This window comes from Providencia sp. wls1916 (genome assembly GCF_009706585.1).
Lineage (GTDB): Bacteria > Pseudomonadota > Gammaproteobacteria > Enterobacterales > Enterobacteriaceae > Providencia > Providencia lanzhouensis.
This window is the reverse complement of the sequence record NZ_WLUL01000016.1, coordinates 132327-158030: the sequence shown is the minus strand read 5'-3', so window position 1 is coordinate 158030 and position 25704 is coordinate 132327. Positions and strand designations below refer to the sequence as shown.

The 25704-nt window shown below is 37.3% G+C and carries 26 protein-coding genes; 16 read left to right on the top strand and 10 right to left on the bottom strand.

Features of this window, described 5'->3' with window-relative positions:
- The first annotated feature begins 304 nt into the window (after positions 1–304).
- Positions 305–1051, top strand: a complete 747-nt coding sequence (gene fpr / locus GKR61_RS11705; protein WP_154609494.1) for a ferredoxin--NADP(+) reductase — start codon at positions 305–307, stop codon at positions 1049–1051.
- Between the two features lie 11 nt (positions 1052–1062).
- Here the strand turns inward: fpr and GKR61_RS11700 are convergent, their stop codons facing one another.
- Positions 1063–1485, bottom strand: coding sequence for a DUF805 domain-containing protein (locus GKR61_RS11700; protein WP_154609495.1), 423 nt, complete (start codon positions 1483–1485; stop codon positions 1063–1065).
- Positions 1486–1537: 52 nt separating this feature from the next.
- Here GKR61_RS11700 and GKR61_RS11695 point away from each other — a divergent pair, with 52 nt between their 5' ends.
- The 3 genes from GKR61_RS11695 (at position 1538) to GKR61_RS11685 (ending at position 4631) form a co-directional block, all read left to right on the top strand.
- Positions 1538–2164, top strand: coding sequence for a DUF1454 family protein (locus GKR61_RS11695; protein ID WP_036950834.1), 627 nt, complete (start codon positions 1538–1540; stop codon positions 2162–2164).
- A gap of 196 nt (positions 2165–2360) precedes the next feature.
- On the top strand, positions 2361–3131 hold the full coding sequence (gene tpiA / locus GKR61_RS11690) for a triose-phosphate isomerase (protein ID WP_036950832.1): 771 nt from the start codon (positions 2361–2363) through the stop codon (positions 3129–3131).
- 534 nt (positions 3132–3665) lie between these two features.
- The gene (locus GKR61_RS11685) at positions 3666–4631 is read left to right on the top strand and encodes an OmpG family monomeric porin (protein WP_154609444.1); all 966 of its coding nucleotides are present in this window, start codon (positions 3666–3668) and stop codon (positions 4629–4631) included.
- A 90-nt stretch (positions 4632–4721) separates the two neighbouring features.
- Here GKR61_RS11685 and GKR61_RS11680 read toward each other — a convergent pair whose 3' ends face one another.
- The 9 genes from GKR61_RS11680 to GKR61_RS11640 form a co-directional block, all read right to left on the bottom strand.
- Positions 4722–5735: a sulfate ABC transporter substrate-binding protein gene (locus tag GKR61_RS11680; protein WP_154639808.1), complete on the bottom strand. Its 1014-nt coding sequence runs from the start codon at positions 5733–5735 to the stop codon at positions 4722–4724.
- A gap of 183 nt (positions 5736–5918) precedes the next feature.
- Positions 5919–6896 carry a 6-phosphofructokinase gene (gene pfkA / locus GKR61_RS11675; RefSeq protein ID WP_036950827.1) on the bottom strand — a complete coding sequence of 326 codons (978 nt, stop codon included), beginning with the start codon at positions 6894–6896 and terminating at the stop codon, positions 5919–5921.
- 410 nt (positions 6897–7306) lie between these two features.
- A complete protein-coding gene (locus tag GKR61_RS11670; protein ID WP_036950825.1) occupies positions 7307–8251 on the bottom strand; it encodes a phosphatidate cytidylyltransferase in 945 nt (314 codons plus the stop codon).
- The gene (locus GKR61_RS11665; protein ID WP_036950823.1) at positions 8248–8889 is read right to left on the bottom strand and encodes a lysophospholipid acyltransferase family protein; all 642 of its coding nucleotides are present in this window, start codon (positions 8887–8889) and stop codon (positions 8248–8250) included. Before GKR61_RS11665 ends, GKR61_RS11670 begins: the two co-directional genes overlap by 4 nt.
- A 236-nt stretch (positions 8890–9125) precedes the next feature.
- Complete coding sequence (locus GKR61_RS11660) at positions 9126–9881, bottom strand: M48 family metallopeptidase (RefSeq protein WP_036950820.1); 756 nt, start codon at positions 9879–9881, stop codon at positions 9126–9128.
- A gap of 254 nt (positions 9882–10135) precedes the next feature.
- Positions 10136–10717, bottom strand: a complete 582-nt coding sequence (locus GKR61_RS11655) for a HutD/Ves family protein (RefSeq protein ID WP_036950818.1) — start codon at positions 10715–10717, stop codon at positions 10136–10138.
- Between the two features lie 154 nt (positions 10718–10871).
- Positions 10872–11159 (bottom strand): addiction module antidote protein, encoded by a 288-nt coding sequence (locus GKR61_RS11650; RefSeq protein WP_108479168.1) that lies wholly within the window; start codon positions 11157–11159, stop codon positions 10872–10874.
- The gene (locus GKR61_RS11645; protein ID WP_036950813.1) at positions 11156–11419 is read right to left on the bottom strand and encodes a type II toxin-antitoxin system RelE/ParE family toxin; all 264 of its coding nucleotides are present in this window, start codon (positions 11417–11419) and stop codon (positions 11156–11158) included. The genes GKR61_RS11650 and GKR61_RS11645 overlap by 4 nt, the downstream gene beginning before the upstream one ends.
- A 329-nt stretch (positions 11420–11748) precedes the next feature.
- Positions 11749–12267: a Spy/CpxP family protein refolding chaperone gene (locus tag GKR61_RS11640; RefSeq protein WP_154639801.1), complete on the bottom strand. Its 519-nt coding sequence runs from the start codon at positions 12265–12267 to the stop codon at positions 11749–11751.
- Positions 12268–12418: 151 nt separating this feature from the next.
- Here GKR61_RS11640 and cpxR point away from each other — a divergent pair, with 151 nt between their 5' ends.
- The 12 genes from cpxR (at position 12419) to neuC (ending at position 25585) form a co-directional block, all read left to right on the top strand.
- Positions 12419–13117 carry an envelope stress response regulator transcription factor CpxR gene (gene cpxR / locus GKR61_RS11635; RefSeq protein WP_006660535.1) on the top strand — a complete coding sequence of 233 codons (699 nt, stop codon included), beginning with the start codon at positions 12419–12421 and terminating at the stop codon, positions 13115–13117.
- Complete coding sequence (cpxA, locus tag GKR61_RS11630) at positions 13114–14484, top strand: envelope stress sensor histidine kinase CpxA (RefSeq protein WP_036950809.1); 1371 nt, start codon at positions 13114–13116, stop codon at positions 14482–14484. Before cpxR ends, cpxA begins: the two co-directional genes overlap by 4 nt.
- A 925-nt stretch (positions 14485–15409) precedes the next feature.
- A complete protein-coding gene (locus tag GKR61_RS11625) occupies positions 15410–16603 on the top strand; it encodes a formyltransferase family protein (RefSeq protein ID WP_154639800.1) in 1194 nt (397 codons plus the stop codon).
- Positions 16604–16687: 84 nt separating this feature from the next.
- On the top strand, positions 16688–17569 hold the full coding sequence (gene rfbA / locus GKR61_RS11620) for a glucose-1-phosphate thymidylyltransferase RfbA (protein ID WP_336426624.1): 882 nt from the start codon (positions 16688–16690) through the stop codon (positions 17567–17569).
- The gene (locus tag GKR61_RS11615; protein ID WP_154639799.1) at positions 17556–17960 is read left to right on the top strand and encodes a sugar 3,4-ketoisomerase; all 405 of its coding nucleotides are present in this window, start codon (positions 17556–17558) and stop codon (positions 17958–17960) included. The genes rfbA and GKR61_RS11615 overlap by 14 nt, the downstream gene beginning before the upstream one ends.
- Positions 17961–18033: 73 nt before the next feature.
- Positions 18034–19155 (top strand): DegT/DnrJ/EryC1/StrS family aminotransferase, encoded by a 1122-nt coding sequence (locus tag GKR61_RS11610; RefSeq protein ID WP_154639798.1) that lies wholly within the window; start codon positions 18034–18036, stop codon positions 19153–19155.
- Positions 19155–20405, top strand: coding sequence for an O-antigen translocase (locus GKR61_RS11605; RefSeq protein WP_154639797.1), 1251 nt, complete (start codon positions 19155–19157; stop codon positions 20403–20405). The genes GKR61_RS11610 and GKR61_RS11605 overlap by 1 nt, the downstream gene beginning before the upstream one ends.
- A gap of 1 nt (position 20406) precedes the next feature.
- Entirely contained in the window at positions 20407–21465 is a 1059-nt protein-coding gene (locus GKR61_RS11600; protein ID WP_154639796.1) for a hypothetical protein, read from the top strand.
- Between the two features lie 33 nt (positions 21466–21498).
- A complete protein-coding gene (locus tag GKR61_RS11595) occupies positions 21499–22125 on the top strand; it encodes a NeuD/PglB/VioB family sugar acetyltransferase (protein WP_154639795.1) in 627 nt (208 codons plus the stop codon).
- Complete coding sequence (gene neuB / locus GKR61_RS11590) at positions 22122–23162, top strand: N-acetylneuraminate synthase (protein ID WP_154639794.1); 1041 nt, start codon at positions 22122–22124, stop codon at positions 23160–23162. The genes GKR61_RS11595 and neuB overlap by 4 nt, the downstream gene beginning before the upstream one ends.
- A 3-nt stretch (positions 23163–23165) precedes the next feature.
- Positions 23166–24434 carry a cytidylyltransferase domain-containing protein gene (locus GKR61_RS11585; protein WP_336426623.1) on the top strand — a complete coding sequence of 423 codons (1269 nt, stop codon included), beginning with the start codon at positions 23166–23168 and terminating at the stop codon, positions 24432–24434.
- Positions 24431–25585 (top strand): UDP-N-acetylglucosamine 2-epimerase, encoded by a 1155-nt coding sequence (gene neuC / locus GKR61_RS11580; protein WP_154639793.1) that lies wholly within the window; start codon positions 24431–24433, stop codon positions 25583–25585. Before GKR61_RS11585 ends, neuC begins: the two co-directional genes overlap by 4 nt.
- The last annotated feature ends 119 nt before the right edge of the window (positions 25586–25704 follow it).

Below are 25704 nucleotides of genomic sequence, written 5' to 3'. Positions count from 1 at the left end.
TAGCAAACAATTGATGTTGTTCTTGTGTGATAAAGATAACAAAATTTATGAATTTTTCGAGGTAGGACACCATTTTAATTTACTTCACGTTGGCAGTAATATTCGCCACCTCTGTCAACTTAACTGTACATTAAAATTACCAAACTCCTCATTTGCAGAACAATCTACTAAAACACTTTATCGATAAGCATAAACAATGAACTGATCTAGTATGAAATCCTATTAAGTTCAGCAATGTATATCTTAAATAATTCACACTGTTGAATACTTTCTCTGAGGCTTTTTCGATAAGAGGGACAAATTTATGGCGAATTGGGTAACAGGTCGGGTGGTTGAAGCCAAATATTGGACAGAAACCTTGTTTAGTTTAGTGGTGGATGCGCCTATTCAACCGTTTATTGCAGGACAATTTGCTAAACTCGCCCTTGAAGTTAATGGGGAACGCGTTGCCCGCGCCTACTCGTATGTGAATGCCCCCAGTGACAACCGCCTTGAATTCTATTTCGTCATTGTTCCCAATGGAAAACTGAGCCCGAAGCTAGCTGAGCTACAAATCGGCGATACACTGCAAATCACCGATGAGGCCTCTGGCTTCTTTGTGCTAGATGAAATCCCAGAATGTAAACATCTTTGGATGCTTTCAACAGGTACGGCTATTGGTCCATTTCTCTCTATTTTACAAGAGAATAAAGGGCTAGAACGCTTTGAAAAAATCGTCTTACTGCATGCCGTGCGTTACCAAAAAGATCTGAGTTACCTGCCGCTCATGCAGCAATTAGAGCAGCAATTCCAAGGAAAACTACGCATTGTCACTGTTGTGAGCCGTGAACACGCCCCCGGCTCACTATATGGACGGGTTCCCGCATTAATTGAAGATCATCAATTGGAAGAGTTTGTTGGGTTGCCGATTGACGCAGATAAATGCCACATCATGCTGTGTGGCAACCCAGAAATGGTGCGAGATACACGGGATAAACTCAAAGAAACCCACGGGTTAGTTAAACATTTACGCCGTAAACCGGGACATATTACTAGCGAACAGTACTGGTAATAGCCTAACTGCTAAGACAGATAATCGACCTTATCTGTCTTTTCTCCATACGGATTTTCACCTTCCATTCCTACAAAAACGCCACAATCAATCAGCATCATCATCGTAATCAGCAATGGAAGAAAGCGCCCAATACCCCATTGCCAAATTTCGGCCAATTGGCTGACATCGAAGGAAAAAAGAGCAAAAGCTAACACGACTAAAGCAAACCATCCTCCCGGTTTACCTCTATCGTGAAGACGCTTGGTGAAAATTGCGGCAAGGGGATATAGTAATAAAATAAACAACACCACCACAACAACATCCGGTAATGAAAACGAGTTTTGAAAGAGAGAGATCAGGGTCATCAAAATAAAACAACCTGCAACTCCTGCCCAAAATGGTCGCCGTCCTATTCTGCCTTTAAAGGAAAAAGCCCATTGTAGTAATGTCATTGTCTGTAATCCTGATACAATATTAATCTCTGAAGAATAAGTGGCAGAAAAAATGGCTCAACCAATATTCCGTTCCATGTCCATCATCATAACCGCTTTTGTGTGCTATTTTCCACAAATGGCACTCTCCCAAAAGGTACCGACGTTACCTGATACCAACTTAAGCGTTGCGTATTTAGCCCCCGATGCGCCAACCTTTAATCTCACGATCCCAGAGCTACGTAGTCAATTTAATCAAACCTATAAAGATTTGTATCTTCACGAATACAAAGTGATTGCTAGCCAAGATATATCCGTACCCTACATTCGCGCCGCATCACGTATTAATCAACAAATATACTCATCTGCTGTCCTCGAACGGGGTAGTGAGAAAATTAAAAGCTTACAAATCACATTATTACCTACTGACAATGAAGCTGACGCCCAAGAAAGTCGCCAATTAATTGAGCGCTATATCATCGCTATTATTCATCAATTTGACCCTAATGTTTCTTTGGATAAAGCCCCTGAGCTGACCGCAGCGCTGAACAAATTTATGGCCAATAAAGCCCCAACCCGCGCAGAAGAAGCGAGATTAGGCGCATTGCGATATATTTTGGTAAAAAGTGACAATAATGTGCTTACTTTTGCTGTTGAACCGATTAAGCTAGAACAACAAGCAAGCGAAAGCAGTAAATAATTGAGAGCAACAAACACGCGAAATGGATGATGATCACGCTCTGGCAATAAGCATGATGAAAAGCAAAGCTATTATTATCCATTGTTCCTATAATGCAGGAACAGCGACAGAAACGTCTCGTTGCGCGTAATACCTTGATCGCGTGATGAAAAACTAATCGATAAATCATTCAAACTTTTTGGTTGGAGGAAATAACATGCGACATCCATTGGTAATGGGTAACTGGAAACTGAACGGCAGTACCCAGATGGTCAATGAACTGATTGCTGGCCTGCGTAACGAACTGAGCAGCGTTGATGGCTGTGACGTAGCAATTGCACCACCAGCAATGTACTTAACTCAGGCTAAACACGCTATCGCTGGCAGCCGCATTGCATTAGGCGCACAAAACGTTGACGTCAACCTGTCTGGCGCATTCACTGGCGAAATTTCTGCTGAAATGCTGAAAGATGTCGGTGCAAAATACATCATCATCGGTCACTCAGAGCGCCGTACTTATCACAAAGAAAGCGATGAGTTCGTTGCAAAACAATTTGCAGTACTGAAAGAACAAGGTTTAATCCCAGTTCTGTGTATCGGTGAAAGCGAAGCTGAAAACGAAGCTGGTAAAACAGAAGAAGTTTGTGCTCGCCAAATCGATGCAGTCCTGAACACATTAGGTGCAGAAGCATTCCAAGGTGCTGTTATCGCTTATGAGCCTATCTGGGCAATCGGAACCGGTAAATCAGCAACTCCAGCGCAGGCACAAGCCGTACATAAATTTATTCGTAGCCACATTGCGAAAAAAGATGCAGCTGTCGCTGAGCAAGTAATCATTCAATACGGCGGTTCTGTTAACGCAGGCAACGCTGCTGAGTTATTCACTCAACCAGATATCGATGGTGCTTTAGTGGGCGGTGCGTCCTTAAAAGCGGACGCTTTTGCGGTGATTGTTAAAGCTGCAGCTGAAGCCAAAAAAGCTAAGTAATTAAATTCTGTATTTAATCACTTCATTTAACCGTCTATTTTAATTTAACGTTAAATAGACGGTTTTATTTTCCATTCAATTAAATAAAAAATAATAAAAAAAGAATTTAAAAAATCATTAATTAAAAACACAAACCATTACTTTACATTTTAAAAATTACTGTAAAATAAAAAAATATAAGTATCAGACAAACTTCAATTTCATTTAAAATATAAATAAAAATCGAACAAACACAATCCACTAGGTAATGAAAAGTTAGCTAACCCACTAATTTAAATACCTATACCATCAAAAATTAACCATAGACAACCTCAAGATAATTCATTTAGATTGCTTGCGTCGGCTCGCCGACTTTTCATTATTAATGTTTTTTATTCTGCTCTCTTTAAATTAGTAACATAATAAAAATCAATGGCTCATTATTAATTATAGTGGCGTCCCTCTTCAAAGAGTTCGACAGACTCTTGCTTATTATAATTAATCTGTGAGTCCATCGATTTTCAATCATTAAATAATTAAAGCATTCTATAAAGGATGAATATGAAGTTTATAACGAGTTTAATTCTTAATACTGCAATTCTTAGCACAGCAATCATTTTCCCTATCGCCAGTTATTCTCAATCCAGTGATAATCATTGGCACGTTAAAACCAATGTGTATGTCGAGCTCGAAGAGTATCAAGGTCAGCGGGATTCACAGAATAACAAAGTGTATGACAAAGCCAGTATGATAGGTAAGTTATCACTGAGTAATCCGGCATCCACTTGGTCGTTTGATCTCGAACACCGAGAAACCTTAAGAAATCACGGAAAAAACTTTGCCAATTCCCGAGATTCCTACATTCGTAATCGAACCCAAATCGGTGTAACCAAACAGTTCATTAAAGATAAAATTTCCAACCTCGATGTCAATTTCACCTACCGCAAAGAATCTAATGATGGAACGCCAGGCTCTAAAGCCCGCTCATCCAACAGCCTCTATTGGGTTATGCCTTCCGGTTCAATTAACCTTGATGAACGATGGACATTTAATTATTGGGGGGCACTTTACTACTACAGTAATTTCTATGAGGCCAATAGCTACGAATTTGAATCTGAAGTTGGCGTGAGCTACAAACTCACTGATAGAATTAAAGCCAAAATCAGCTATTACAGCGATAAAGCGTGGGATAATGAGTTCACCACCCAATCCTTACAACGCCAAATTCGCCTTGGCTTACCCGTGACTATTAACCAAGATTGGAGCATTTCCCCTTATTTCCGTTATCTCATTAATGATAATGAGTACAACAGTAGAGGCTCGCTCACTCAGCAACTACGCAGTGGCTACCGTATCGGAACTCAAGTGGAATACAAAATGACACCGAAGTTAGCATTATGGGGCGGCGTTGCCTATGAACCCACTAAATGGAAATACCCGAAAGGCAGTGAAAAAACATCAGGAAACAGTAATAAACAAACGATGTATCTCGGTCAGCTAGGCGTGAAATATAGCTGGTAGCGATAAACATTCAGCAATCATAAATTCCTAGCCGTTCCGCCATGATAGCGGACGGTTAGGAGCTTAATTTGGTCTTTAAATCGTTAGCGATTAGCGGCGAATGATTTCATCAAAGATCCCACCATTAGCAAAATGCGTTTTCTGCGCTTGTTGCCAACCACCAAAATTCTCATCCACGGTGAGCAATTTCAATTGTGGAAACTGGTTTTGATATTCTTTGGCTACTTGAGCATCTCGCGGACGATAATAGTTTTTTGCGGCAATTTCTTGCCCTTTAGGTGAATACAAAAACTCTAGATAGGCTTGTGCCACTTCACGGTGATCTCGCTTATCCACCGTTTTATCGACAACAGCAACGGTTGGTTCTGCCAAAATGGAAATACTCGGGGTAACAATTTCAAAATCCCCCTTCGCGCCTAACTCATTAATGGCTAACAACGCTTCATTTTCCCACGCAATCAGTACATCGCCGATTCCACGCTCTACAAAGCTGTTGGTTGCCCCTCTCGCCCCAGAGTCTAGCACTTCAACATTTTGATAAAGCTGCTTCACAAACTGTTTTGCCTTCTCTGGATCATTATGATTTTTTTCTAATCCATATCCCCATGCAGCCAAATAATTCCAGCGTGCGCCGCCCGATGTTTTCGGATTAGGCGTCACAACCGAAACGTCTTTTCGGATCAAATCATCCCAATCATGGATATTTTTCGGGTTATCTTTACGCACTAAAAAGACAATGGTTGAAGTATAGGGTGCAGAGTTATCGGGCAGTTTTTTCAGCCAGCCTGGATTAATTTTGCCACTTTGTGCAATCGCATCCACATCGTATGCCAAAGCTAGCGTCACTACATCTGCCTCTAACCCATTAATCACCGAAGTAGCTTGTTTGCCGGAACCGCCATGAGACTGGCGCACCGTCACTGTACCCCCCGTTTTTGCTTTCCAATAATCACCAAACTCTTGATTATATTGGCGATAAAATTCGCGAGTCGGGTCATAAGAGACATTTAAAATTTGGATATCTTTCGCCCATGCTCCCGCAGTTAATAACAATAAAGAAAATGCCGCTATTGGATAGCGTGAACTTTGCCAGAAACGTACCATCATCCTTTTCTCCATTAATTGAATACGGAATCAGGCTGACAGATACCCACGGCAACGGGAAATACCGAAAAGGTAAATCTTATAAATAAGAAGAATATCGAGGGGAACAAGGGCAATCTTCGCCGATATGGTCAGTATAAGGCCAACCATACCGGTGAGATTTGCAATAATAGAGGTGAGAAATTAGTACAGTTTTTTCGCTGTTTCCAGCCAATCTTTCTTGAAGACGCGTTTCATGTTCATGACCGCATCAACAATATCATGGTGAACTAATTTTTCATTTTGGATCCCTACACAACGCCCGCCGTAGCCTTCAAGCAGCAGTTGGATTGAGTATGCACCCATGCGAGAAGCCAAAATACGGTCATAAGCCACTGGAGAACCACCGCGCTGAATGTGACCTAATACAGTTGCACGAGTTTCATGATGAGTTTCTGCTTCAATGTATTTTGCTAACTCATCCACATCGCAAACGTGCTCGGTGATAGCAACAATTGCATGGCGCTTGCCTTTTTCAATCCCACGTTTGATTTCCAACAATAACTCTTCGCGGTTAAATGGCATTTCTTGTTCTGGCAGAACTAAAAACTCACAGCCACCTGCAATGGCCGCAGAGAGGGTCAGATCGCCACAATAACGCCCCATCACTTCAACGATAGAGATACGTTTGTGAGAAGTCGATGTATCACGTAAGCGGTCAATCGCTTCAACCACAGTTTCTAACGCAGTAAAATAACCGATGGTGTAGTCTGTACCAGCAACGTCGTTATCAATTGTGCCCGGTAAACCAATGCATGGGAAACCTAATTCAGTTAGGCATTTAGCACCAAGATAAGAACCGTCACCACCAATAACAACCAATGCATCGATGTGGTTTTTCTTCAGGTTTTCAACCGCTACCGCGCGGACTTTTTCATCACGGAATTGAGGGAAGCGAGCAGAGCCTAAGAATGTACCGCCACGGTTGATCATATCCGAAACGCTATAACGGTCTAATTGCTTCATGCGGTTTTCATAAAGGCCGAGGTACCCATCAAAAATACCCATTACTTCTAAACCTTCTGCGAGAGCTGCACGTACTACGCCGCGGATCGCTGCGTTCATACCCGGTGCATCTCCACCGCTCGTTAACACTCCAATTCTTTTAATCTGCTTGACCATGATGACCTCTGATTAATGAACATAAATTGCAAATCTACGAAAAAACCACCGCACTGCACTGATATTCACTGCGACTCACTGACGGATTAACCGCAAAACTCAGCCAATAATTTTGCTGAATTGATTCAACAAGCGAAATAATACGACAAAGCAAGGATTATGCATGGGTTTTCTCGCCAACTTTTATGTTTTCTTGTGATCTCGATTACATAATTTTAGCTCAAATGACGAAAACCAATCCACTCAACGCAATCATCTTACTTCGAAGTACAAATTAAGTCTCGATGATAGCATGTTAATCTCAGCACGACCCCATCATTGCAAGATGCGGAGCATTTTCCTATAAAAAAAGCACCCTAAGGTGCTTCTGCAGTTGATGAAAAATAGAAGAATCTAGGGATAACAGCTAATTAGGTATAAAAATAACGCGTTAGGTGGAAGAAAATTGGTGCAGCAAAACAGAGAGAATCAATTCTATCTAACATTCCGCCATGCCCTTCAATGATGGCACCAAAGTCTTTGATCCCGCTGTCGCGTTTAATTGCAGACATACACAGACCACCGACAAAGCCCATTAAGGTAATCGCCAATGACATTAACCCTGCAGCCCACCAACTAAATGGCGTCACCCAATACAAACAGATACCAATTAACACTGAAGTTAATATTCCGCCAATAAATCCTTCGACGGTTTTATTTGGGCTAAGCTTAGGTACAATAGGGTGTTTGCCCAGTAACTTACCAAAGACATATTGCAGTACATCAGAGATTTGCGTGACCACAATTAAGAACAGCAGCAGCTTAACGTTTTCCCCTTGGTAACCTTCAATATTCAGCATCAATAATGCCGGTACGTGGCTCAAGCAGAATACCGTGACCAACATGCCCCACTGTATTTTCGCTGTACGTTCGAGGAAGTGGTAAGTATCCCCCGCCAACGCGATTCGCGTCGGTAAAAACAAGAAGACAAACACGGGCACAAAAATCGAGAACATCCCATACCACTCAATCCCAACCAGCACATATTGCAGAGGAAGGAAGACGAAAAAACACCAAAATAGCGCTTCATGGTCGCTACGGCGAGTCGGCGCTAGCGTAATAAATTCCCTTAATGCAAAGAAAGAGATCAACGCAAACAGGATCACGACCCCGATATTCCCAAGTACCACAGCCAAAACGCAGACGATGCACATCACCCACCAAGCACGAATACGAGCATTTAAGTTATCAATGGTTGGGTTACTTTTTTCCCCTGAATAACGGTATGCCAGAATACCGCCTATTACGCTGGCAACCATCAAAATACCGAAGACACCGGATAACAGCAGTGCTAATTCACGATCCCAAAGACTCATGGCATCATCTCCTCAAGTGCAACTTTCGCTCTTTGCAAAAAATCCGCCTTATTTTCATCTTCAGCCAGTGGGGATAGTGGCTTCCCAACCGTTGCTGAACAGATAACTGGAACCACGAGCTTTGTTCCTTTCGGTAGCACGCGATTTAAATTTTCCAAATACACCGGGACGACTTCAACATTGGGATATTTTTTTGCTAAATGATAAATTCCGCTTTTGAAGCTACCCAGTTCCTCGCCATCTCCTCGAGTTCCCTCTGGAAATAAAATTAATGAATGGTTTGCAGCAAGCACCGCTTCTAGTGGCCCAAGGACAGACTCTTTTGCAGGTTTGTCCCCTTTTCTATCAACCAATACAGCTCGAAACACTTTATTGACGAGGTATCGGCGAAATGGCGTGCCATCCCAATAATCTTTGGCGGCAACAGGATGAACAAAATGGCGCATTAAGGGAGGCAGCCCTGACCAGATAACCAACCCGTCGAGGTGGCTTGAGTGGTTAGCATAGTAGATGCGGGGGGTAATAGCCGGTTGGCATCCGACCCAACGTGTACGGACACCCGTTAATAAACGACAAGTACCGGACAACAGCATTCCCATTCCTTTCGCCAGTAGAGAAACTCGCTGTGTTTTTTCCATCTTTTTTCCTTGCTCTCTTATCGAGCACAAATAAAACAATGATAAAAAAATTCTTAATCGTATTTGCTTAATAAGATATGCAGCGTCGAACAAGAGCACAACTGGATAAGTTCTGATTTGTGACTTTATTTTCACCACCAGAATTAAGATAAAGTGCAGGTTATATATAAAACTCAGATGTTAGATAAAAAATGGGGAAGCCTTAGCTTCCCCATTAATATCATTCAAGATAAAAATTATTTTTTATCTGCCGCGATACGGTCACGGATATGTTGTGCACGCTCATCTGACGGTGGGTGAGAATCAAACATGCTAGTTTCTTTGCTGCCCAGTTTTGCTAATTTGTCAAAACCAGTCACTAAACCTTTAGTATCTACACCACGTTTTTTCAGCAGATCATAAGAGAAATCATCTGCTTGGCTTTCTTGATGTTGAGAGAACTGAGAGTTAACCAGTTTTTGACCCAGCTCACCTAACTGTGAAGAGCTTAATTGAGTCGCAACATCGTTACCTGTTGCCGCTGCAGCAGTACGTGCTGCAACTGCTGCATAAGCAACTTGCATTGCTTTACGGGTATGACCTAAAGCAACGTGACCCATCTCGTGACCCAGAACGCCTTCAACTTCGTTGTCGTTCATGATGTCCATCAGACCGCTGTATACACGTACACAGCCATTTGCCATTGCCCATGCGTTCACATCTTTGGTCATATAAACTTTATAGTTAACCGGAGTACCGTCAACTTCGTTACCCAGTGCTTTAGCAATTTTGTTTAAGCGTTGAGTATATTTGCTTGAAGCTGGAGCAATTTTGTTTTCTGCATCCATCTCTTTACAAGCGTCATCACTGAATTTTTTAACATCTGCATCAGATAATGTTGCAGCTTGGAATAATTGCATTCCAGAGTTGGTCATCAGCCCAGTGTCCATACTCTTACAGCCAGTCATAATGACCGCAGAAACTGCGACCGCAACAAGCGCCTTCATTTTCATCTTCTTTTTTTTCCTTGCTACAAAAATTATATTACTGTTTTTAATAAACCATTCTCGTTCTAATAACGATTAGGAGATATAGCCTAAAGATTCTGTTTAAAATCACAATAAGAATAAAGCCATTAAATAAGCAATCTATGAATTTGATAACAATTTTGTCCAAAGAGTGAAATTATCAGAATTATCCGCTAACTAAATAGTCGCGATTTGACTGAGTTAAATCACTCTAAAATGACTTAAATGGCTTTGTAGCGTTATCTTTCGAATAACTCAATCACACAAAAGTCCCCATGACGCTCAGGAGAAGCAATATATTGCGTAGGAGTACCTGATTTTTCGACCAATAGGGTTTCAAAATCATTTAAGACTGAGTGCTGCCCATCTACCTGCAACTCTAGCTTGCCCTGTAAGTTAAAAATCAGCACACAGTTTCCATTACTGATCCACGAGTTTGCTGACTCACAAGATACCCACTGCAGCCGAGCTGAATACTTTTCAGGGTTGTAAATCAAATTAAAATCGCGGATGGCGTCATTAATTAATTCGGCATACACATCACTTTCACCATTAAAGGCGTAAAATTGCTTTTGTAATAAAGAAACTGATGGGTTTTTATCTATCTGCAGCACAATCCCGGAGCCTTCCAATACGCCAATAATGCGCTGTTTATTTGGGAAGAAAGAGAATGAGCCAGCGGATTTTACGTCTGCAATCGACACTCGCCAGTCAAAATTTTCTAGTCCTTCGCCGTGGCTTCTTGCGAGTTCTAACGTAAATCCTTGCCCATTTTTCCAAGGCATTTTTTTATAATCGTGAGCAGTAAGTTTCTGGATCATGGCGCAATATGACCTCTTTGGATGTGTGAAAATCTATTTTGCAAGTGTTCAGAATAATCGTTGGAAATAAAGATAGTACGTGGAAAGTGAATGTATAGACAACATATCAGTAATAAAAATATTACTGATAGTAATAGAAGAGTAAAAAAGAGGGTTATCTTGCGCTCTTAAATTGCAACTTTAGTCCTAGTGAATGAACTATCTTCAAGATAGTGGTAAATGCAGGGTTACCTTCACCAGATAGTGCCTTATATAGCCCTTCTCGGCTCATTCCTACTTCCTTTGCTAATTGGGTCATATTTCTCGCTCTCGCAATATCGCCTAATGCCGCAAGAATGAGTGCCGTATCGCCTTCTTCTAATATTTCATTAAGATACAGCTGAATTTCTTCTTCGTTCGTTAAGTGCTCAGCAATGTCATACTCTTTTATTTTAATATTCATAGATCACCTTCAATTTCACGAAAAATTTGTTTGGCTTTGTCGATATCTTTTTGCTGCGTCGATTTATCACCACCGCTGATTAACAATACGATTGTATTATCAATCTTTCTTAAATAAACGCGATATCCTTTCCCTTCATGTATTTTTAATTCAGAAAAACCATCACCTATTGATTCAACATCACCAAAATTGCCTTGCTTCAAACGCCGAATTCTTATCTGTATTTTTGTTTTTGCTCGAATATCTTTCAGGTCATGCATTCATCTATTAAAAATATCTGTCGTTAGTACGGTCAACATAGAGCCTCCCTTCTCGCTATCTGTTAACTATAGTTATCACACCCACATTGTCAACTATAGTTAACATAGTTCCATTTAACACAAAAAAAAGCCCCTTAAAAAGGGGCTATAAAGACAGGGATGGTGTCTATGGCAAGGAAAAACTTCAGTTATTGCTACTTCACTACTTACTTCGAAACTCAACGATACAGCTTAGAAACTCAACTACAGGCTTTAAAAAACTCAACTACACTCACTACTAGGAATCTCTACTGCATAACTTGATATTCAGCGAACTTATGCTGATTAATTTACTCAAGCTGCGCCTTTTGCTCTGGCGTCAGTAACTGGTAAAGCTCGTGATGGATGCGAGCCATCTCAACGCGTTCATCCAATTCTTTTTGCAATTGTTTCTCAAGTTGCGCTCGGACAGCTTTATCATCAAAGCGATCCGCTATAATAAGTTTGTGTAATGACTCACGTTCTTGTATTGAAGCAACATTTTCACCATGACGGTGGCGCTGGGTAGCCATCAAGTCACGAAGCTGTTGGCGCTGTTTCTCACTCAACGTGATACCATTAAACATAAATTCACTGGCACGTTCGTCGCTATTTAATGATTCAGGGATCTGAAACTGAATAGCAATATGTGTGGTTTGTAGTGGCTGGTCCGGTTGCATTTGAAGCACTAATGATGGTTCATCATTAACACTACTTTCAGATGCTTCACCAAACGCAGCGACTGGCCCGAAAACAAATGCAGAAGCTAAAACGTATGCGGCTGTTTTATGTACTGAACTGTGTTTTGTTCTGTGTACTATTCTTTGCATTTAGATACCTTGTCTCCGAACGATGCTCGTGATTCAATGGAGTTAAATATACGCGGTCGGCTGCAAACTAGCGTCAGAGCATGTAAAAGAACGTAAAGTCATGGAAACGTGAAGATTGTTATCGTATTTTGGCAGTTGGAGGACTTAATTAATGCATAAAATCCTATTAGTTGATGACGACCGTGAACTCACGTCGCTTTTAAAAGAACTGCTGGAAATGGAAGGTTTCAATGTTGTCATCGCTTATGACGGTGAGCAAGCATTACAGCAAATCGATTCATCCATTGACCTATTATTACTCGACGTCATGATGCCGAAGAAAAACGGTATTGAGACATTAAAAGAGTTACGCCAAATTCACCAAACGCCAGTCATTATGTTAACGGCGCGTGGCAGTGAATTAGATAAAGTGCTGGGCTTAGAGCTCGGTGCCGATGACTATTTACCAAAACCATTTAACGATAGGGAGTTAGTAGCGCGGATTCGTGCGTTACTGCGCCGCTCAAACTGGAGCGAGCAAACTCAAGGGGACAACAGCAACACCCCAACCTTACAAGTGGATAAATTACAGCTCAATCCGGGTCGTCAAGAAGCCAGCTTCGATAACGAAATCCTTGATTTAACCGGCACCGAGTTTACTTTGCTCTATCTATTAGCCCAGCATTTAGGGCAAGTGGTTTCAAGAGAGCATTTAAGCCAAGAAGTTTTGGGTAAGCGCCTCACGCCATTTGACCGTGCGATTGATATGCATATTTCAAACTTGCGCCGCAAACTTCCAGAACGCACCGATGGTCAACCTTGGTTTAAAACCTTGCGTGGACGCGGTTACTTGATGGTTTCTGCCACATGATCAACAGCTTAACAGCTCGAATATTTGCGATTTTCTGGTTTACCCTCGCACTAGTATTAATGCTAGTGCTGATGGTGCCTAAGCTCGACTCTCGGCAGCTCACCGTCCTGATGGAAAGTGAGCAACGCCAAGGGGAGATGCTTGAGCAACACATCGAAGCCGAACTCGCGCAAGCTCCAATGAACGACTTACTTTGGTGGCGACGGATTTCCAACGCCATCAAAAAATGGGCGCCCCCAGGGCAACGGTTGATTATCGTGACCAGTGAAGGCCGCGTGATTGGTGCGATGCCGAGTGAAATGCAGGTGATCCGTAACTTTATTGGTCAATCCGATAATGCCGACCATCCGAAGAAGAAAAAGTACGGACGCGCAGAAATTTTGGGCCCATTTTCTATTCGAGACGGTGAAGATCATTACCAACTCTATTTAGTTCGCCCTGCAAGCAGCCCGCAATCAGACTTTATTAACCTCTTGTTTGACAGACCATTTTTACTCTTGATTGCCACCATGTTAATCAGCGCACCGTTGCTATTATGGCTATCATGGAGCTTGGCTCGCCCTGCCCGTAAATTAAAAATGGCGGCGGACGATGTGGCAAAAGGTAACTTGCGCCCACACCCAGAGCTAGAATCGGGTCCACAAGAATTCTTATCGACGGGTAACAGTTTTAACCAGATGATCAGTGCGTTAGATGGCATGGTCACTGCCCAGCAGCGATTGATTTCTGACATATCTCACGAGTTGCGCACCCCACTCACACGATTACAGCTAGCGACGGCATTATTACGTCGCCGCCATGGTGAGAGTAAAGAACTGGAGCGCATCGAAACAGAAACTCACCGTTTAGATAGCATGATCAATGATTTGCTGGTGCTTTCTCGCAGTCAGCATAAAAATGAAATTCTTCGCGAACACATCAAAGCCGATGAGTTATGGGGAGATATTCTTGATGATGCAAGCTTCGAAGCGGAGCAGATGAACAAGACGCTGGATGTCACGTCGCACCCTGGTTCATGGCCGTTATATTGCAATCCATCCGCCATTGGCAGCGCGTTTGAAAACATAGTGCGTAACGCGCTACGTTACTCAAATACCCATATTGCGGTTGATTTCAAAGAAGAAAATAACGGTATTTTAATTACTGTCGACGATGATGGCCCGGGAGTTAGCCCTGCTGACCGCGAGCATATCTTCCGACCGTTCTATCGCACCGATGAAGCTCGCGACAGAGAAACCGGTGGTACAGGGCTTGGCTTAGCGATTGTTGAAACTGCAATTTCCCAACATAAAGGCTGGGTAAAAGCTGACGACAGCCCGCTAGGTGGATTACGCCTACAGATTTGGCTGCCAGAACACGGACGCTAATCTTGCATTATGAAGGTCTTTGGTGCTTATGTGCCAAAGACCTTTTTATATATCAGCCATATATTCCTATCTTATTTCGCCTAATATTCCCATCCAAACTCAACCTGACTGATAATTAACTTATTCATATTCACAAATAGTAATGAAATTAGTGTCTCAAACATTTAGCGATATTTGCCTATACGCGTTTACCACATATACTTGTAAGTAAGAAATAGCTCAGACAATTCTTATAAATATTATATTTCATTGATTATATCGTTATTCGAGTAATTACCTTTTCCTACACCACACGGGCGTGATCTATTTATATATTAATAACATACATCAAGTTACAGCTGTGATTATCATTATTTTTTATACTATCTAGCCGTATACATGCTTTTTCTTGACTATCAGATTAGCCCCTAAGTATAGATACCACTCAAACCAATATGCCACCCAATGTGAAATTAACAATTTTTGATAGAACTATATACTAATAACTCACTTAATGGTTTCAAAAAGGTGATCAGGAGATTACTGGCAAAGTAGCAATTTTTAGGCGCCTCACACCGATAGTCACTCCGATACTTTAGTGCTATTATTAAGGGCTTTTGATTGATTGTGCTTACGGCACGAGTCAACCAATAAAGGAAGGCTATCATAAGCAGCGTTTATTAATTGAGCAATTATGCAAAAAGTGCAGTATTTTCAATTAATAAACACTAAATTTTGAAATTCAATGGCGCTCTGGGACCCGATAACCCAGTGCGGTAGCTATGGTGTTTTGATACTTAATTAATACTGATTATTTCATTTTTTTGGAAACTACCACACCAAAATATTAAAATGTTAGTAGACTTAACTCTATAAGTCACAGCATTCTTCAGCGTATAATATAATTTAAAATTATAATAATCTTAAACTCATGGTATAGAATATAATGAAACTTATAGTTGCAGGAAAAAATAATATCGCCGTTGATGTCACAAAATGGATAATTAACAATATAAGTGGCGTAGAACTATATTCTGTTTGTAACGAAAATGATCATGGGAATGATTCATTTCAACTTTCCTTCAAGAAATTCTGTATTCAATCCAATATATCCATAATATCTCTTGAAGATGCATACCGTCTTGAAGATGCTATATTCCTTTCTCTTGAATTCGATAAAATCGTTCATCCATCGAAGTTCAACCATAATAAAATATTCAACATTCATTTTTCTTACTTACCTGCATATAAAGGTATGTATACTTCTGCATGGCCGATTTTAAATAGCGAACAAGAATCTGGAGTTACACTCCATAGAATAGATCATGGTATTGATACCGGAGCCATAATCGATCAGCAAAAAATCCCACTTGATATTGAAGAAACGGCAAAAACGTTATATTTAAAATATATTAAAGTAGGAACTGAATTAGTTATCAGGAACCTTAAGTCTCTCATTAACGAAAGTTATTCAATTGTAGAACAAAACGCAATAAAATCCTCCTACTACTCAAAAAAATCAATAGATTATAAAAATCTAATGATAGATCTAAATAAAACTGCGCATGAGATACTTCAACAAATTAGAGCGTTTACATTTAGAGATTATCAATTACCTAAGATTGATGATACTAGCATTTTTCATGGTAAGATTCTTTCATCTAAATCTTTATCTAAACCAGGCACTATATTAGAAAAAAATAACAATCACATTATATTGTCAACTATAGATTATGACATCGAACTATATAGAGATAACTTTGATGAGATACTCAAAGCCTGTGAAGATAAAAATCCTGAATTTATTTCAAATTTATTAAAAACTGAACATATACTATTTGAAAAAAATTATCTCGGTTGGAGTCCGATTATTGTTGCTGCATATCATGGCAACATTAATGTCATTAAATGGCTTGTAAATAAAGGCGTAAATATTAATGACTGTAATTATAAAGGAACAACCGTTGCAATGTATTTCAAAGACTACATGTTAAGAAGTGGTCACTATTCTGAATTAGAAAATCTTATTAACCTAGGTTTAGATCTGTCTTTGAAGGATAATGAAGGCCTTACTGTGTTTGATTACATGAGAAAAAATAAAAATATAGAATTACTTAATTTCATGTCAAAATTTAACTAAATATACGCTATTAGCATCAAGTGTACATCTACTTATTCCCCTATTCAGTTTTAGTAAAAATATAGAAAACTTAGGAAGTTAAAAGTGAAAGGTATTATTTTAGCGGGTGGTTCAGGAACCAGATTATATCCAATCACCATGGGCGTATCGAAGCAACTACTCCCTATTTATGATAAACCAATGATTTATTATCCGCTTTCAGTTTTAATGTTAGCAGGTATTCGTGAAACACTTATTATTACAACCCCTGAAGATCTAGAAAGTTTCCAGCGTTTATTAGGCGATGGCTCACAATTTAGTATCTCTCTTCAATACGCAGTACAGCCTAAACCAGAAGGCTTAGCCCAAGCATTCATTATTGGTGAAGAGTTTATTGGTAATGACAGTGTGTGCTTAGTACTTGGCGATAACATATTCTGGGGACAAGGTTTTTCTCCTAAATTACTCCATGCTGCAAGCACCAAAGATGGCGCAACCGTATTTGGCTACGAAGTACCTGATCCTGAACGCTTTGGAGTTGTTGAATTCGATGAGAGCTACAACGCCGTCTCTATTGAAGAAAAACCATTAAAACCAAAATCTAAATATGCCGTCACCGGTTTATATTTTTATGATAATGATGTCATTAATATTGCCAAAAATATCCAACCCTCAGATCGTGGTGAATTAGAAATCACAACCGTTAACCAAATTTATCTCAAAAACAAAAAACTTAAAGTTGAATTACTGGGTCGAGGATTCGCTTGGTTAGACACAGGCACACACGATAGCCTCTTAGATGCATCTAGCTTTGTAGAAACTATTGAAAAACGTCAAGGTTTTAAAATTGCTTGTTTAGAAGAAATCGCCTTCAGACAAAAATGGTTAACAGCAGAGCAAGTATTAGAGACAGCAAATAAATTCCGTAAAAATAATTATGGGCAGTATTTAATTAACCTCATTGAGAAAAGAAATGAAATTAATTAACACCATTGAATTCAAGAAACTTGGAGATGAACGAGGTTCATTAATTTCATTGGAACAAAATAAAAATATTCCATTTGAAGTAAAACGAATTTATTACATTTTTGGCACTAAAGAAGGCGTTTCTCGCGGTTTTCATGCTCATAAAGAATTAAGGCAGCTTGCAGTTTGTGTTAGGGGAAGCTGTCGCTTTATTATGGATGATGGTAAAAATAAAGAAGAGCTAGTTCTTGATTGTCCGCATAAAGGCCTAATGATTGAACCGATGCAATGGCATGAAATGCACGATTTTTCAGAGGATTGTATTATCATCGTGCTAGCTAGTGATTATTATGATGAATCTGATTATATACGCAACTACACCGAATTTAGTAACTATAATAAAACTCAATGAGTTTCATTAAGCAAATTACTGAAAATACCTTCATTTAATAAATATCATACAAAGATAGTAAGGGTTAATAAAAATGATCCCATTTTTAGATTTAAGATCAATCAATGCACAATATAATAATGAATTAAAAGAAGCGTGCTCAAGAGTTATTGATTCCGGCTGGTATATTATGGGTAAAGAGTTAGAAAGTTTTGAAAAAAATTTTTCTGACTACTGCGAAACAAGATATACCCTCGGTGTTGCTAATGGACTTGATGCATTAACCCTTGTACTTAGAGCATGGAAGGAACTTGGAAAAATCAAAGCCGGTGATGAAGTTATTGTACAAGCAAACACTTATATTGCTTCTGTGTTAGCCATCACTGAGAATGATCTTGTCCCTGTGTTTGTTGAGCCCGATGCTGATAGCTATAACCTTTCAATCAGCAATGTAAAAGCGGCAATTACCAAGAAAACAAAGGTTATTCTACCTGTCCATTTATATGGCCAAATATCTCCAATGCCAGAAATTATGGCAATAGCGAAACAGCACAACCTGCTAGTTTTAGAAGACTGCGCTCAATCTCATGGCGCTATGATTGATGGAATCAAATGTGGTAATTGGGGTGATGCAGCGGGCTTTAGTTTTTACCCTGGTAAAAACCTCGGAGCTTTAGGTGATGCAGGTGCAATCACAACCAATGATGATGAATTAGCCAATACACTAAAAGCTTTACGTAACTATGGGTCACATCAAAAATATTTAAACCTTTTCCAAGGTGTAAACAGTCGATTAGATGAAATTCAAGCTGCAATGCTAAATGTGAAGTTAAGATATTTAGACAAAGACACTGAGATTCGTCAAAAAATTGCGCTGACTTACCTTGAAAACATTAATAATCCATTAATTAAATTACCACTCGCCGCAGATAAATATAAACAAAAAATTGATAGTCACGTTTGGCATTTATTTGTTGTTACAACAAAACATAGAGATGCACTACAAGCTCATTTAACTAATTTAGGTGTGCAAACATTAATTCATTACCCTACCCCACCGCATAAACAACAAGCTTATAAAGACTTTAATCACCTATCATTACCAATCACTGAAGCAATCCATCAAGAAGTTCTCAGTATTCCGATGGGGCCGACCATGTCTGAAAATGATATTCAACATGTTATTGATGCTTGTAACTCATTTGTGGCTGAGTAATGAATCTAGTTAAAACCTCACTGTTAAGCTTGGTAGCAACATTCTTTAAAATGCTATCAGGCTTAGTCATTAATAAAGCAATTTCAGTCTATATTGGTCCTGCTGGACTTGCGGTTATAGGTCAGTTTCAAAATTTCAGCCAAGTTGTCTTAATCGCAGCTCAAGGGGCTATCAATAGCGGGGTTGTGAAATACACTGCAGAATATGGAAGAGAAAGCCCTAAAATACCCTATTTGTTTAGTACAGCGCTGAGAATAAGTTTAGTTGCCTCAGTTTCTGTTGGTTTACTACTTGTTTTATTTTCTTCATTTTTTTCCAGTAGAATATTAGACAGTGTAGATTATAACTTTATATTTATAATATTTGGCTTCACTATTATACTCTTCGTTTTAAATGGTTTACTTCTTTCAATCATCAATGGATTAAAAGAGATAAGAAGTTACATAAAAATAAATATTATCCAAAGCTTATATTCATTAATTTTCACTAGCTTGCTTATTTATTTTTTCAGCTTAAAAGGTGCACTAATTGCACTAGCAACAAACCAATCTATTATATTTTTCATTACTCTTTTAATGATCAGGAAGCATGAGATAATAAAATGGAAGAACTTCACTTCAGTATTTGATAAAGAAATATCAAAAAAACTATTTGCATTTTCCGCCATGGCGATTACTTCTGCAATCATGGTTCCTACATCGCAGTTTATTATTCGTGATTATATAGCGACAACACAAGGAATGGACCAGGCAGGTTATTGGCAAGGAGTTTGGTATATATCGACGACTTACCTTTTAATTGTTACAACAGCCCTCAGTACATACTATCTTCCGCGTCTATCTGAAATAACTAGTAAACAAGAGTTAAAAAAAGAAATACTTCAAGGGTATAAAATACTATTGCCAATAGTCATCGCTTGTGGATTAACTATATATATCCTTCGTGATTTTATTATTTACCTTCTTTTTAGCGATAGTTTCTTACCCATGAAACCATTATTTACATGGCAAATTATAGGTGATGCTTTCAAAATTTCATCGTGGATATTAGCTTATATTATGCTCGCAAAGTCAATGACAAAGCTATTTATCTTAAGCGAAATAACCTTCTTTTTATCGCTAACAATTCTTTCATGTATTCTTGTCAGTTATTATGGAACAATTGGTGCAACTTATGCATATAGTATTAGCTATCTTACCTATTTATTATTTTCAATAATACTTATAAAGAAATACACTCGAGAGTGCTAAAATGAAAAAAAAATCAATTTTAATTTATGGCGAATATAGTGGCTATGGGAAATCTTTAGCTAAGGGATTTAGAGAGTTAGGATATAAATCTGAAGTATTAAGCTTTTCAGGAGATGGTTTTAAAAAAATTAATGATGGCCTAAAAATTACCGGGAAAAATAAATTAAAAAAATTAATTTCCTTCATTAAACTAATTCCAACTATTCTAAGTTATAAAAATGTATTAGTAATGAACCCTAGTTTTTTTGATTTTAAATTTCTAGGTCCTTTTATTTTAATATTACTTAAACTAACAAAAAAAAATATTATTCTTTTATGCTGTGGAGATGATGTTGAGTTCATTAAGCAAGGTAGAAATGGTAATATTGATAACTGGCCATACTCAGATGTACCATTACCTAAAAAAGAATATTTCAGTAAATTAAGTGACCTAATTATCAATAAGTTACTAGCGACCTTCTCAAGTAAAATAGTGCCTGTAATGTACGATTACAATCGCGCATGGTCTTTATCTAAGTTTAAAAATAAATTAACTAAAACTATACCTTTAGCTTGTGATGGTAGCAAAAAGGAAATAAATAATAAAAATTATGATAAAGAAAAAATAGTAATTATGCATGGCATAAATAGAGAAGAGTTTAAAGGAACTAAAATCATTAGATTAGCATTAGATAGAATACAAAAAAAATACTCAGATCAAGTGGAGATAATTTATCCAGAAAAATTATCTCTAACTGAGTACTTAAAAGTCATGGATAATGTTGATATAGCAATAGATCAAACAAAATGTAATTCGTATGGAATGAATGCAATATATAGTATGCTATCCGGCCACGTAGTTCTTGCCCCTGCAAATCAACACTTCAAAGATGATTTAAACTTAAAAAAAACGCCTATTGTATCAATAGAAAACAATGAAGATTCAATATACATTGCTCTTCAGAAAGTAATAGAAAGCCCACATGATATATATTTAAGAAAAGTTGAGTCACAAGAGTATGCAATTAATATGCATTCACCTAAAATAGTAGCCGAAAAATTTCTAAATTACCTTAAATAGTATTAAACCTAAAATTAATTAGAAACACCAATTATGAAAAAAAAACTAATTATTATTGGAGCTGGAGGGTTTAGTAAATCAATCATTGATAGCATTAATAGTCATGAAATTGATTTAGTCGGCTTCATAGATACATATAAAGTAGGATACCATCAAAATTATCCTATACTAGGAAATTCAATTGAAAATATAGATAACGCCCATGAATATGTTTATTTTATTGGCATAGGAGAGCCAAGTGTAAGAAGTTACTTTTACTCACTGTTGATGGAGAAAAAATTAAAAATCATAAATATAATAGACAATTCATCAATAATATCCAGAAATGTTAACTTAGGTGTAGGTATCTATATTGGTAAACTATGTATTATAAATAGTGATACTACTATTAGTGATGGAGTAGTTGTGAATACTCGATCACTCATAGAGCATGGAAACATTATCGGTTCCCACTCAAATATATCTACTAACGTTGTATTAAATGGAGATGTCAATGTTGGTAGTTGCACATTTATAGGTAGTTCTTCTGTTGTAAACGGGCAAATAAAAATTGGCTCTAATAGCATAATTGGCTCAGGCTCTGTAGTAATACGCGATATTCCTGACCGTGTTGTTGTTGCTGGTACCCCCACTCGCTTAATTAGAGAGATTAAATTATGAATAAAATTTACATAGTTGCTGAAATAGGGTGCAACCATAATGGAGATTTTCAGCTTGCCAAAATAATGGTAGATGAAGCAAAAGCTGCGGGTGTTGATGCAGTAAAATTTCAAACATTTAAAGCAGAACTACTGATTTCTAAAATCGCACCTAAAGCAGAATATCAAATTAAAGTTACAGGAAACACTGAATCTCAATTAGAGATGACAAAAAAACTAGAATTGCCATATGATCAATTTATCAAATTAGAAAAATATGCTAAAGAATTAGGTCTTGATGTATTCTCAACACCATTTGATATGGATTCTATCGATTTTCTTGCGACTAGAAATCAGAAAATGTGGAAAATACCTTCAGGTGAATTACTAAACTTACCATACTTAGAAAAAATTGCACAATTACAAATAGAAAATAAAGAAATAGTTTTGTCTACAGGAATGGCAACTATAGATGAAATAAAGCAAGCATTGAATATTTTAAAAGGTAATGGGGTTCATTCAAATCAAATAACTATACTGCATTGTAATACCGAATATCCTACACCATTTGAAGATGTCAATTTAAATGCAATTAAAGGTTTAAAAAATGAATTCCCTGAATATAGAATAGGATTTTCAGATCATTCTTCAGGATACTTTGCAGGCATAGCCTCAGTACCATATGGTATAACTTTTATTGAAAAACATTTTACCTTAGATAAAAATTTTGAAGGTCCCGATCATAAAGCATCAGTTACTCCAGATGAATTAACTTTACTATGCCAAGGAATTCGAGCTGTCGAAAAATCTTTAGGTTCTGAAGAAAAAAAAGTTACAGAATCTGAACGTAAAAATAAAATAGTCGCAAGGAAATCTATTGTCGCGAGAGTTAACATCAAAAAGGGTGATACTTATACTGTAGAGAATATTACTACAAAACGACCAGGAAATGGCATCAGCCCTATGCACTGGCATGAGATTCTAGGTAAAACAGCAGAATCAGATTTTAATGAAGATCAACTAATAAAACATAACGGATTTGACATGCAGGAGGTGTAAATAGTGACCCTAAAAAAAATTGCAATTATCCCTGCACGTTCAGGTTCAAAAGGTTTACCAAATAAAAATATTTTGATGTTATTAGATAAACCTCTCCTTGCTTATACAATAGAAGCAGCTATAAACTCCAAATCATTTGAACGAGTCATCGTTTCTACTGACTCTCTAGAGTATAAAGAAATTGCTGAAAAATATGGTGCAGAAGTATTTATTCGCCCACATGAACTATCTACAGACTCTGCTACCTCTTTTATGGTAATACAGAATATTTTACAGCAAATACCACAATATAATTATTTTGTACTTTTACAACCAACATCACCATTTCGTAATAAAAATCATATTAAAGAAGCTATCCAACTTTTTGAGAACAAAAAAGATATAAACTTTTTAGTTTCTGTAGTTGAGAGTAATAAAAATGCGGATCTTATTAAAGAAATAGATACAGACCTTCGTCTTAAAAATTTTGACTTAAACTTTAGTAATTATAGAAGGCAAGACTTTAAAAGCTACACTCCTAATGGAGCTATTTTTATAGCATATAATCAAAATTATTTAAAAAAACAACATTTTTTTGGTGCTGATAGTATCGCCTATATCATGGAGAAGCAAGATTCTATTGATATAGATGATATTATAGATTTTGAATTAGCTATTACTATTCAAACAAAAAAAAACAAAAAAATAGATTTGTTAAAATCCATAGAAAAAAGGATTGAAGAAAAAAAAGAACAATTCAGTTTAGCCTTACCCATAACTCTAATTGGTCACTCCATCTTTGATCAGTGGAATATATTAAATTTAAAAAACAAACCGGTAAATAATTTAGGTATCTCTGGAATCAACACCCTAGAATATTTAAATTTAATTATTAAAAATCAAGTAATAAAAGAAATAGGTAACACTGTTTTTTTATTAGCTGGAACAAATGATATTGTTCTTGATAACTGGACCCCTCAACTAACATATGAATGGATAAAAGAAATAAGCGTTTACCTTAAAAAAATAAATCCCAATGTAGTCATCTTTCTTTTATCCACCCCTCCTGTAAATGGACGTATTGACCGAAGTAACCATACAATAAATAATCTGAATTATTTTCTTAAAGAAAAATTTTCAAAAATAGAAAGTGCAATAAAGTATGTTGAGTTAAGCCAGAGTTTTTATGACAATTTTGGAAATTTAAAGTCTAACTTTACTTATGATGGACTACACTTTTCAGAACAAGCATATCATCAGTTAAACATTGAGTTAAGTGAGTTAATAAAATGAAAAAATTACTATATGTTACAGGCTCAAGAGCTGAATATGGTATTATGAAACGTCTACTAGTTAGTTTTCAAAATGATATTGATATTGACTTAACTTTAGTTGCCACTGGCATGCATTGTGATGAATCTTACGGGTATACTTACAAAATAATAGAGAATGATGGCTTTATTATTGATCAGTTAATTGATATTGATATTGATACATCTAATAATGGAAAAGTTTTACATTCGATGTCAATATGCCTTTCTAAATTTGGTGAGTATTTTCAAGAAAATAAATTTGACTCTGTCATTATTTTAGGTGATAGATATGAGATATATTCAGTTGCTATTGCAGCTGCAATGCATAACATACCAATCATCCATATACATGGAGGAGAGCAAACTTTAGGTAACTATGATGAATTTATACGTCACTCTATAACTAAAATGGCAAAACTACATTTATGCTCAACTGAAGAATACCGAAGTAGAGTAATTCAACTCGGTGAACGACCAGAATCTGTATTTAACGTTGGAGCACTAGGTGCTGAGAATAGTTTATTATTAGACTTACCATCTAAAAGTGAAATAACAAAGAAATATGGAAACTTAGATAAACCATATTTTGTAGTTCTCTTTCACCCTGAAACTTTAACTAGAGTATCAATTACAGAGCAAACTATAGAGCTACTAAGTGCATTAAATCTTTTTAAAGATCAGTTTGATTTTATCTTTATTGGTTCAAACTCAGATACCGGATCGGATAAGATAAAAGATCTAATTCTTGATTTTAGTAAAAAAAATAATTATAGATATCTTAAATCTGTCACAACGGAAGATTACCTAGCATTAAATAAATACTCATGTGGTTTAATTGGTAACTCCTCATCAGGTATAATTGAAATTCCCTCATTAAAAATCCCGACTATTAATATAGGAATGAGGCAAGCAGGTAGAGTAAGAGGAGAAACTGTAATTGACTGCTTATGTGACCAACATGATATTATTAACTCAATAAATAAATGCAGAACTAATGAATTTCAAAATAAAATAATTTCTTCGAGTAACCCCTATTACCAAGGTAATGTTCTAGAAAAAATGATAAATATTATTAAAGATTTTCTCTATTCTAAAAATGATAACATTAAGACATTTTATGATATTAAATAATGACTTCATGAATAATATAGACAATGTTCTTGTTGTTAACTCAAATTACTCTTTATTAATTTACATGATTTTGTTTCCTAGTAAAATTAATAACACTATTTTAATTCACTCCGACTCTA

Excerpts from the sequence above, each read along its gene's own strand:
- fpr (WP_154609494.1), top strand. The coding sequence starts at position 305 with ATGGCGAATTGGGTAACAGGTCGGGTGGTTGAAGCCAAATATTGGACA.
- GKR61_RS11700 (WP_154609495.1), bottom strand. The coding sequence starts at position 1,485 with ATGACATTACTACAATGGGCTTTTTCCTTTAAAGGCAGAATAGGACGG.
- GKR61_RS11695 (WP_036950834.1), top strand. The coding sequence starts at position 1,538 with ATGGCTCAACCAATATTCCGTTCCATGTCCATCATCATAACCGCTTTT.
- tpiA (WP_036950832.1), top strand. The coding sequence starts at position 2,361 with ATGCGACATCCATTGGTAATGGGTAACTGGAAACTGAACGGCAGTACC.
- GKR61_RS11685 (WP_154609444.1), top strand. The coding sequence starts at position 3,666 with ATGAATATGAAGTTTATAACGAGTTTAATTCTTAATACTGCAATTCTT.
- GKR61_RS11680 (WP_154639808.1), bottom strand. The coding sequence starts at position 5,735 with ATGGTACGTTTCTGGCAAAGTTCACGCTATCCAATAGCGGCATTTTCT.
- pfkA (WP_036950827.1), bottom strand. The coding sequence starts at position 6,896 with ATGGTCAAGCAGATTAAAAGAATTGGAGTGTTAACGAGCGGTGGAGAT.
- GKR61_RS11670 (WP_036950825.1), bottom strand. The coding sequence starts at position 8,251 with ATGAGTCTTTGGGATCGTGAATTAGCACTGCTGTTATCCGGTGTCTTC.
- GKR61_RS11665 (WP_036950823.1), bottom strand. The coding sequence starts at position 8,889 with ATGGAAAAAACACAGCGAGTTTCTCTACTGGCGAAAGGAATGGGAATG.
- GKR61_RS11660 (WP_036950820.1), bottom strand. The coding sequence starts at position 9,881 with ATGAAAATGAAGGCGCTTGTTGCGGTCGCAGTTTCTGCGGTCATTATG.
- GKR61_RS11655 (WP_036950818.1), bottom strand. The coding sequence starts at position 10,717 with ATGATCCAGAAACTTACTGCTCACGATTATAAAAAAATGCCTTGGAAA.
- GKR61_RS11650 (WP_108479168.1), bottom strand. The coding sequence starts at position 11,159 with ATGAATATTAAAATAAAAGAGTATGACATTGCTGAGCACTTAACGAAC.
- GKR61_RS11645 (WP_036950813.1), bottom strand. The coding sequence starts at position 11,419 with ATGCATGACCTGAAAGATATTCGAGCAAAAACAAAAATACAGATAAGA.
- GKR61_RS11640 (WP_154639801.1), bottom strand. The coding sequence starts at position 12,267 with ATGCAAAGAATAGTACACAGAACAAAACACAGTTCAGTACATAAAACA.
- cpxR (WP_006660535.1), top strand. The coding sequence starts at position 12,419 with ATGCATAAAATCCTATTAGTTGATGACGACCGTGAACTCACGTCGCTT.
- cpxA (WP_036950809.1), top strand. The coding sequence starts at position 13,114 with ATGATCAACAGCTTAACAGCTCGAATATTTGCGATTTTCTGGTTTACC.
- GKR61_RS11625 (WP_154639800.1), top strand. The coding sequence starts at position 15,410 with ATGAAACTTATAGTTGCAGGAAAAAATAATATCGCCGTTGATGTCACA.
- GKR61_RS11615 (WP_154639799.1), top strand. The coding sequence starts at position 17,556 with ATGAAATTAATTAACACCATTGAATTCAAGAAACTTGGAGATGAACGA.
- GKR61_RS11610 (WP_154639798.1), top strand. The coding sequence starts at position 18,034 with ATGATCCCATTTTTAGATTTAAGATCAATCAATGCACAATATAATAAT.
- GKR61_RS11605 (WP_154639797.1), top strand. The coding sequence starts at position 19,155 with ATGAATCTAGTTAAAACCTCACTGTTAAGCTTGGTAGCAACATTCTTT.
- GKR61_RS11600 (WP_154639796.1), top strand. The coding sequence starts at position 20,407 with ATGAAAAAAAAATCAATTTTAATTTATGGCGAATATAGTGGCTATGGG.
- GKR61_RS11595 (WP_154639795.1), top strand. The coding sequence starts at position 21,499 with ATGAAAAAAAAACTAATTATTATTGGAGCTGGAGGGTTTAGTAAATCA.
- neuB (WP_154639794.1), top strand. The coding sequence starts at position 22,122 with ATGAATAAAATTTACATAGTTGCTGAAATAGGGTGCAACCATAATGGA.
- neuC (WP_154639793.1), top strand. The coding sequence starts at position 24,431 with ATGAAAAAATTACTATATGTTACAGGCTCAAGAGCTGAATATGGTATT.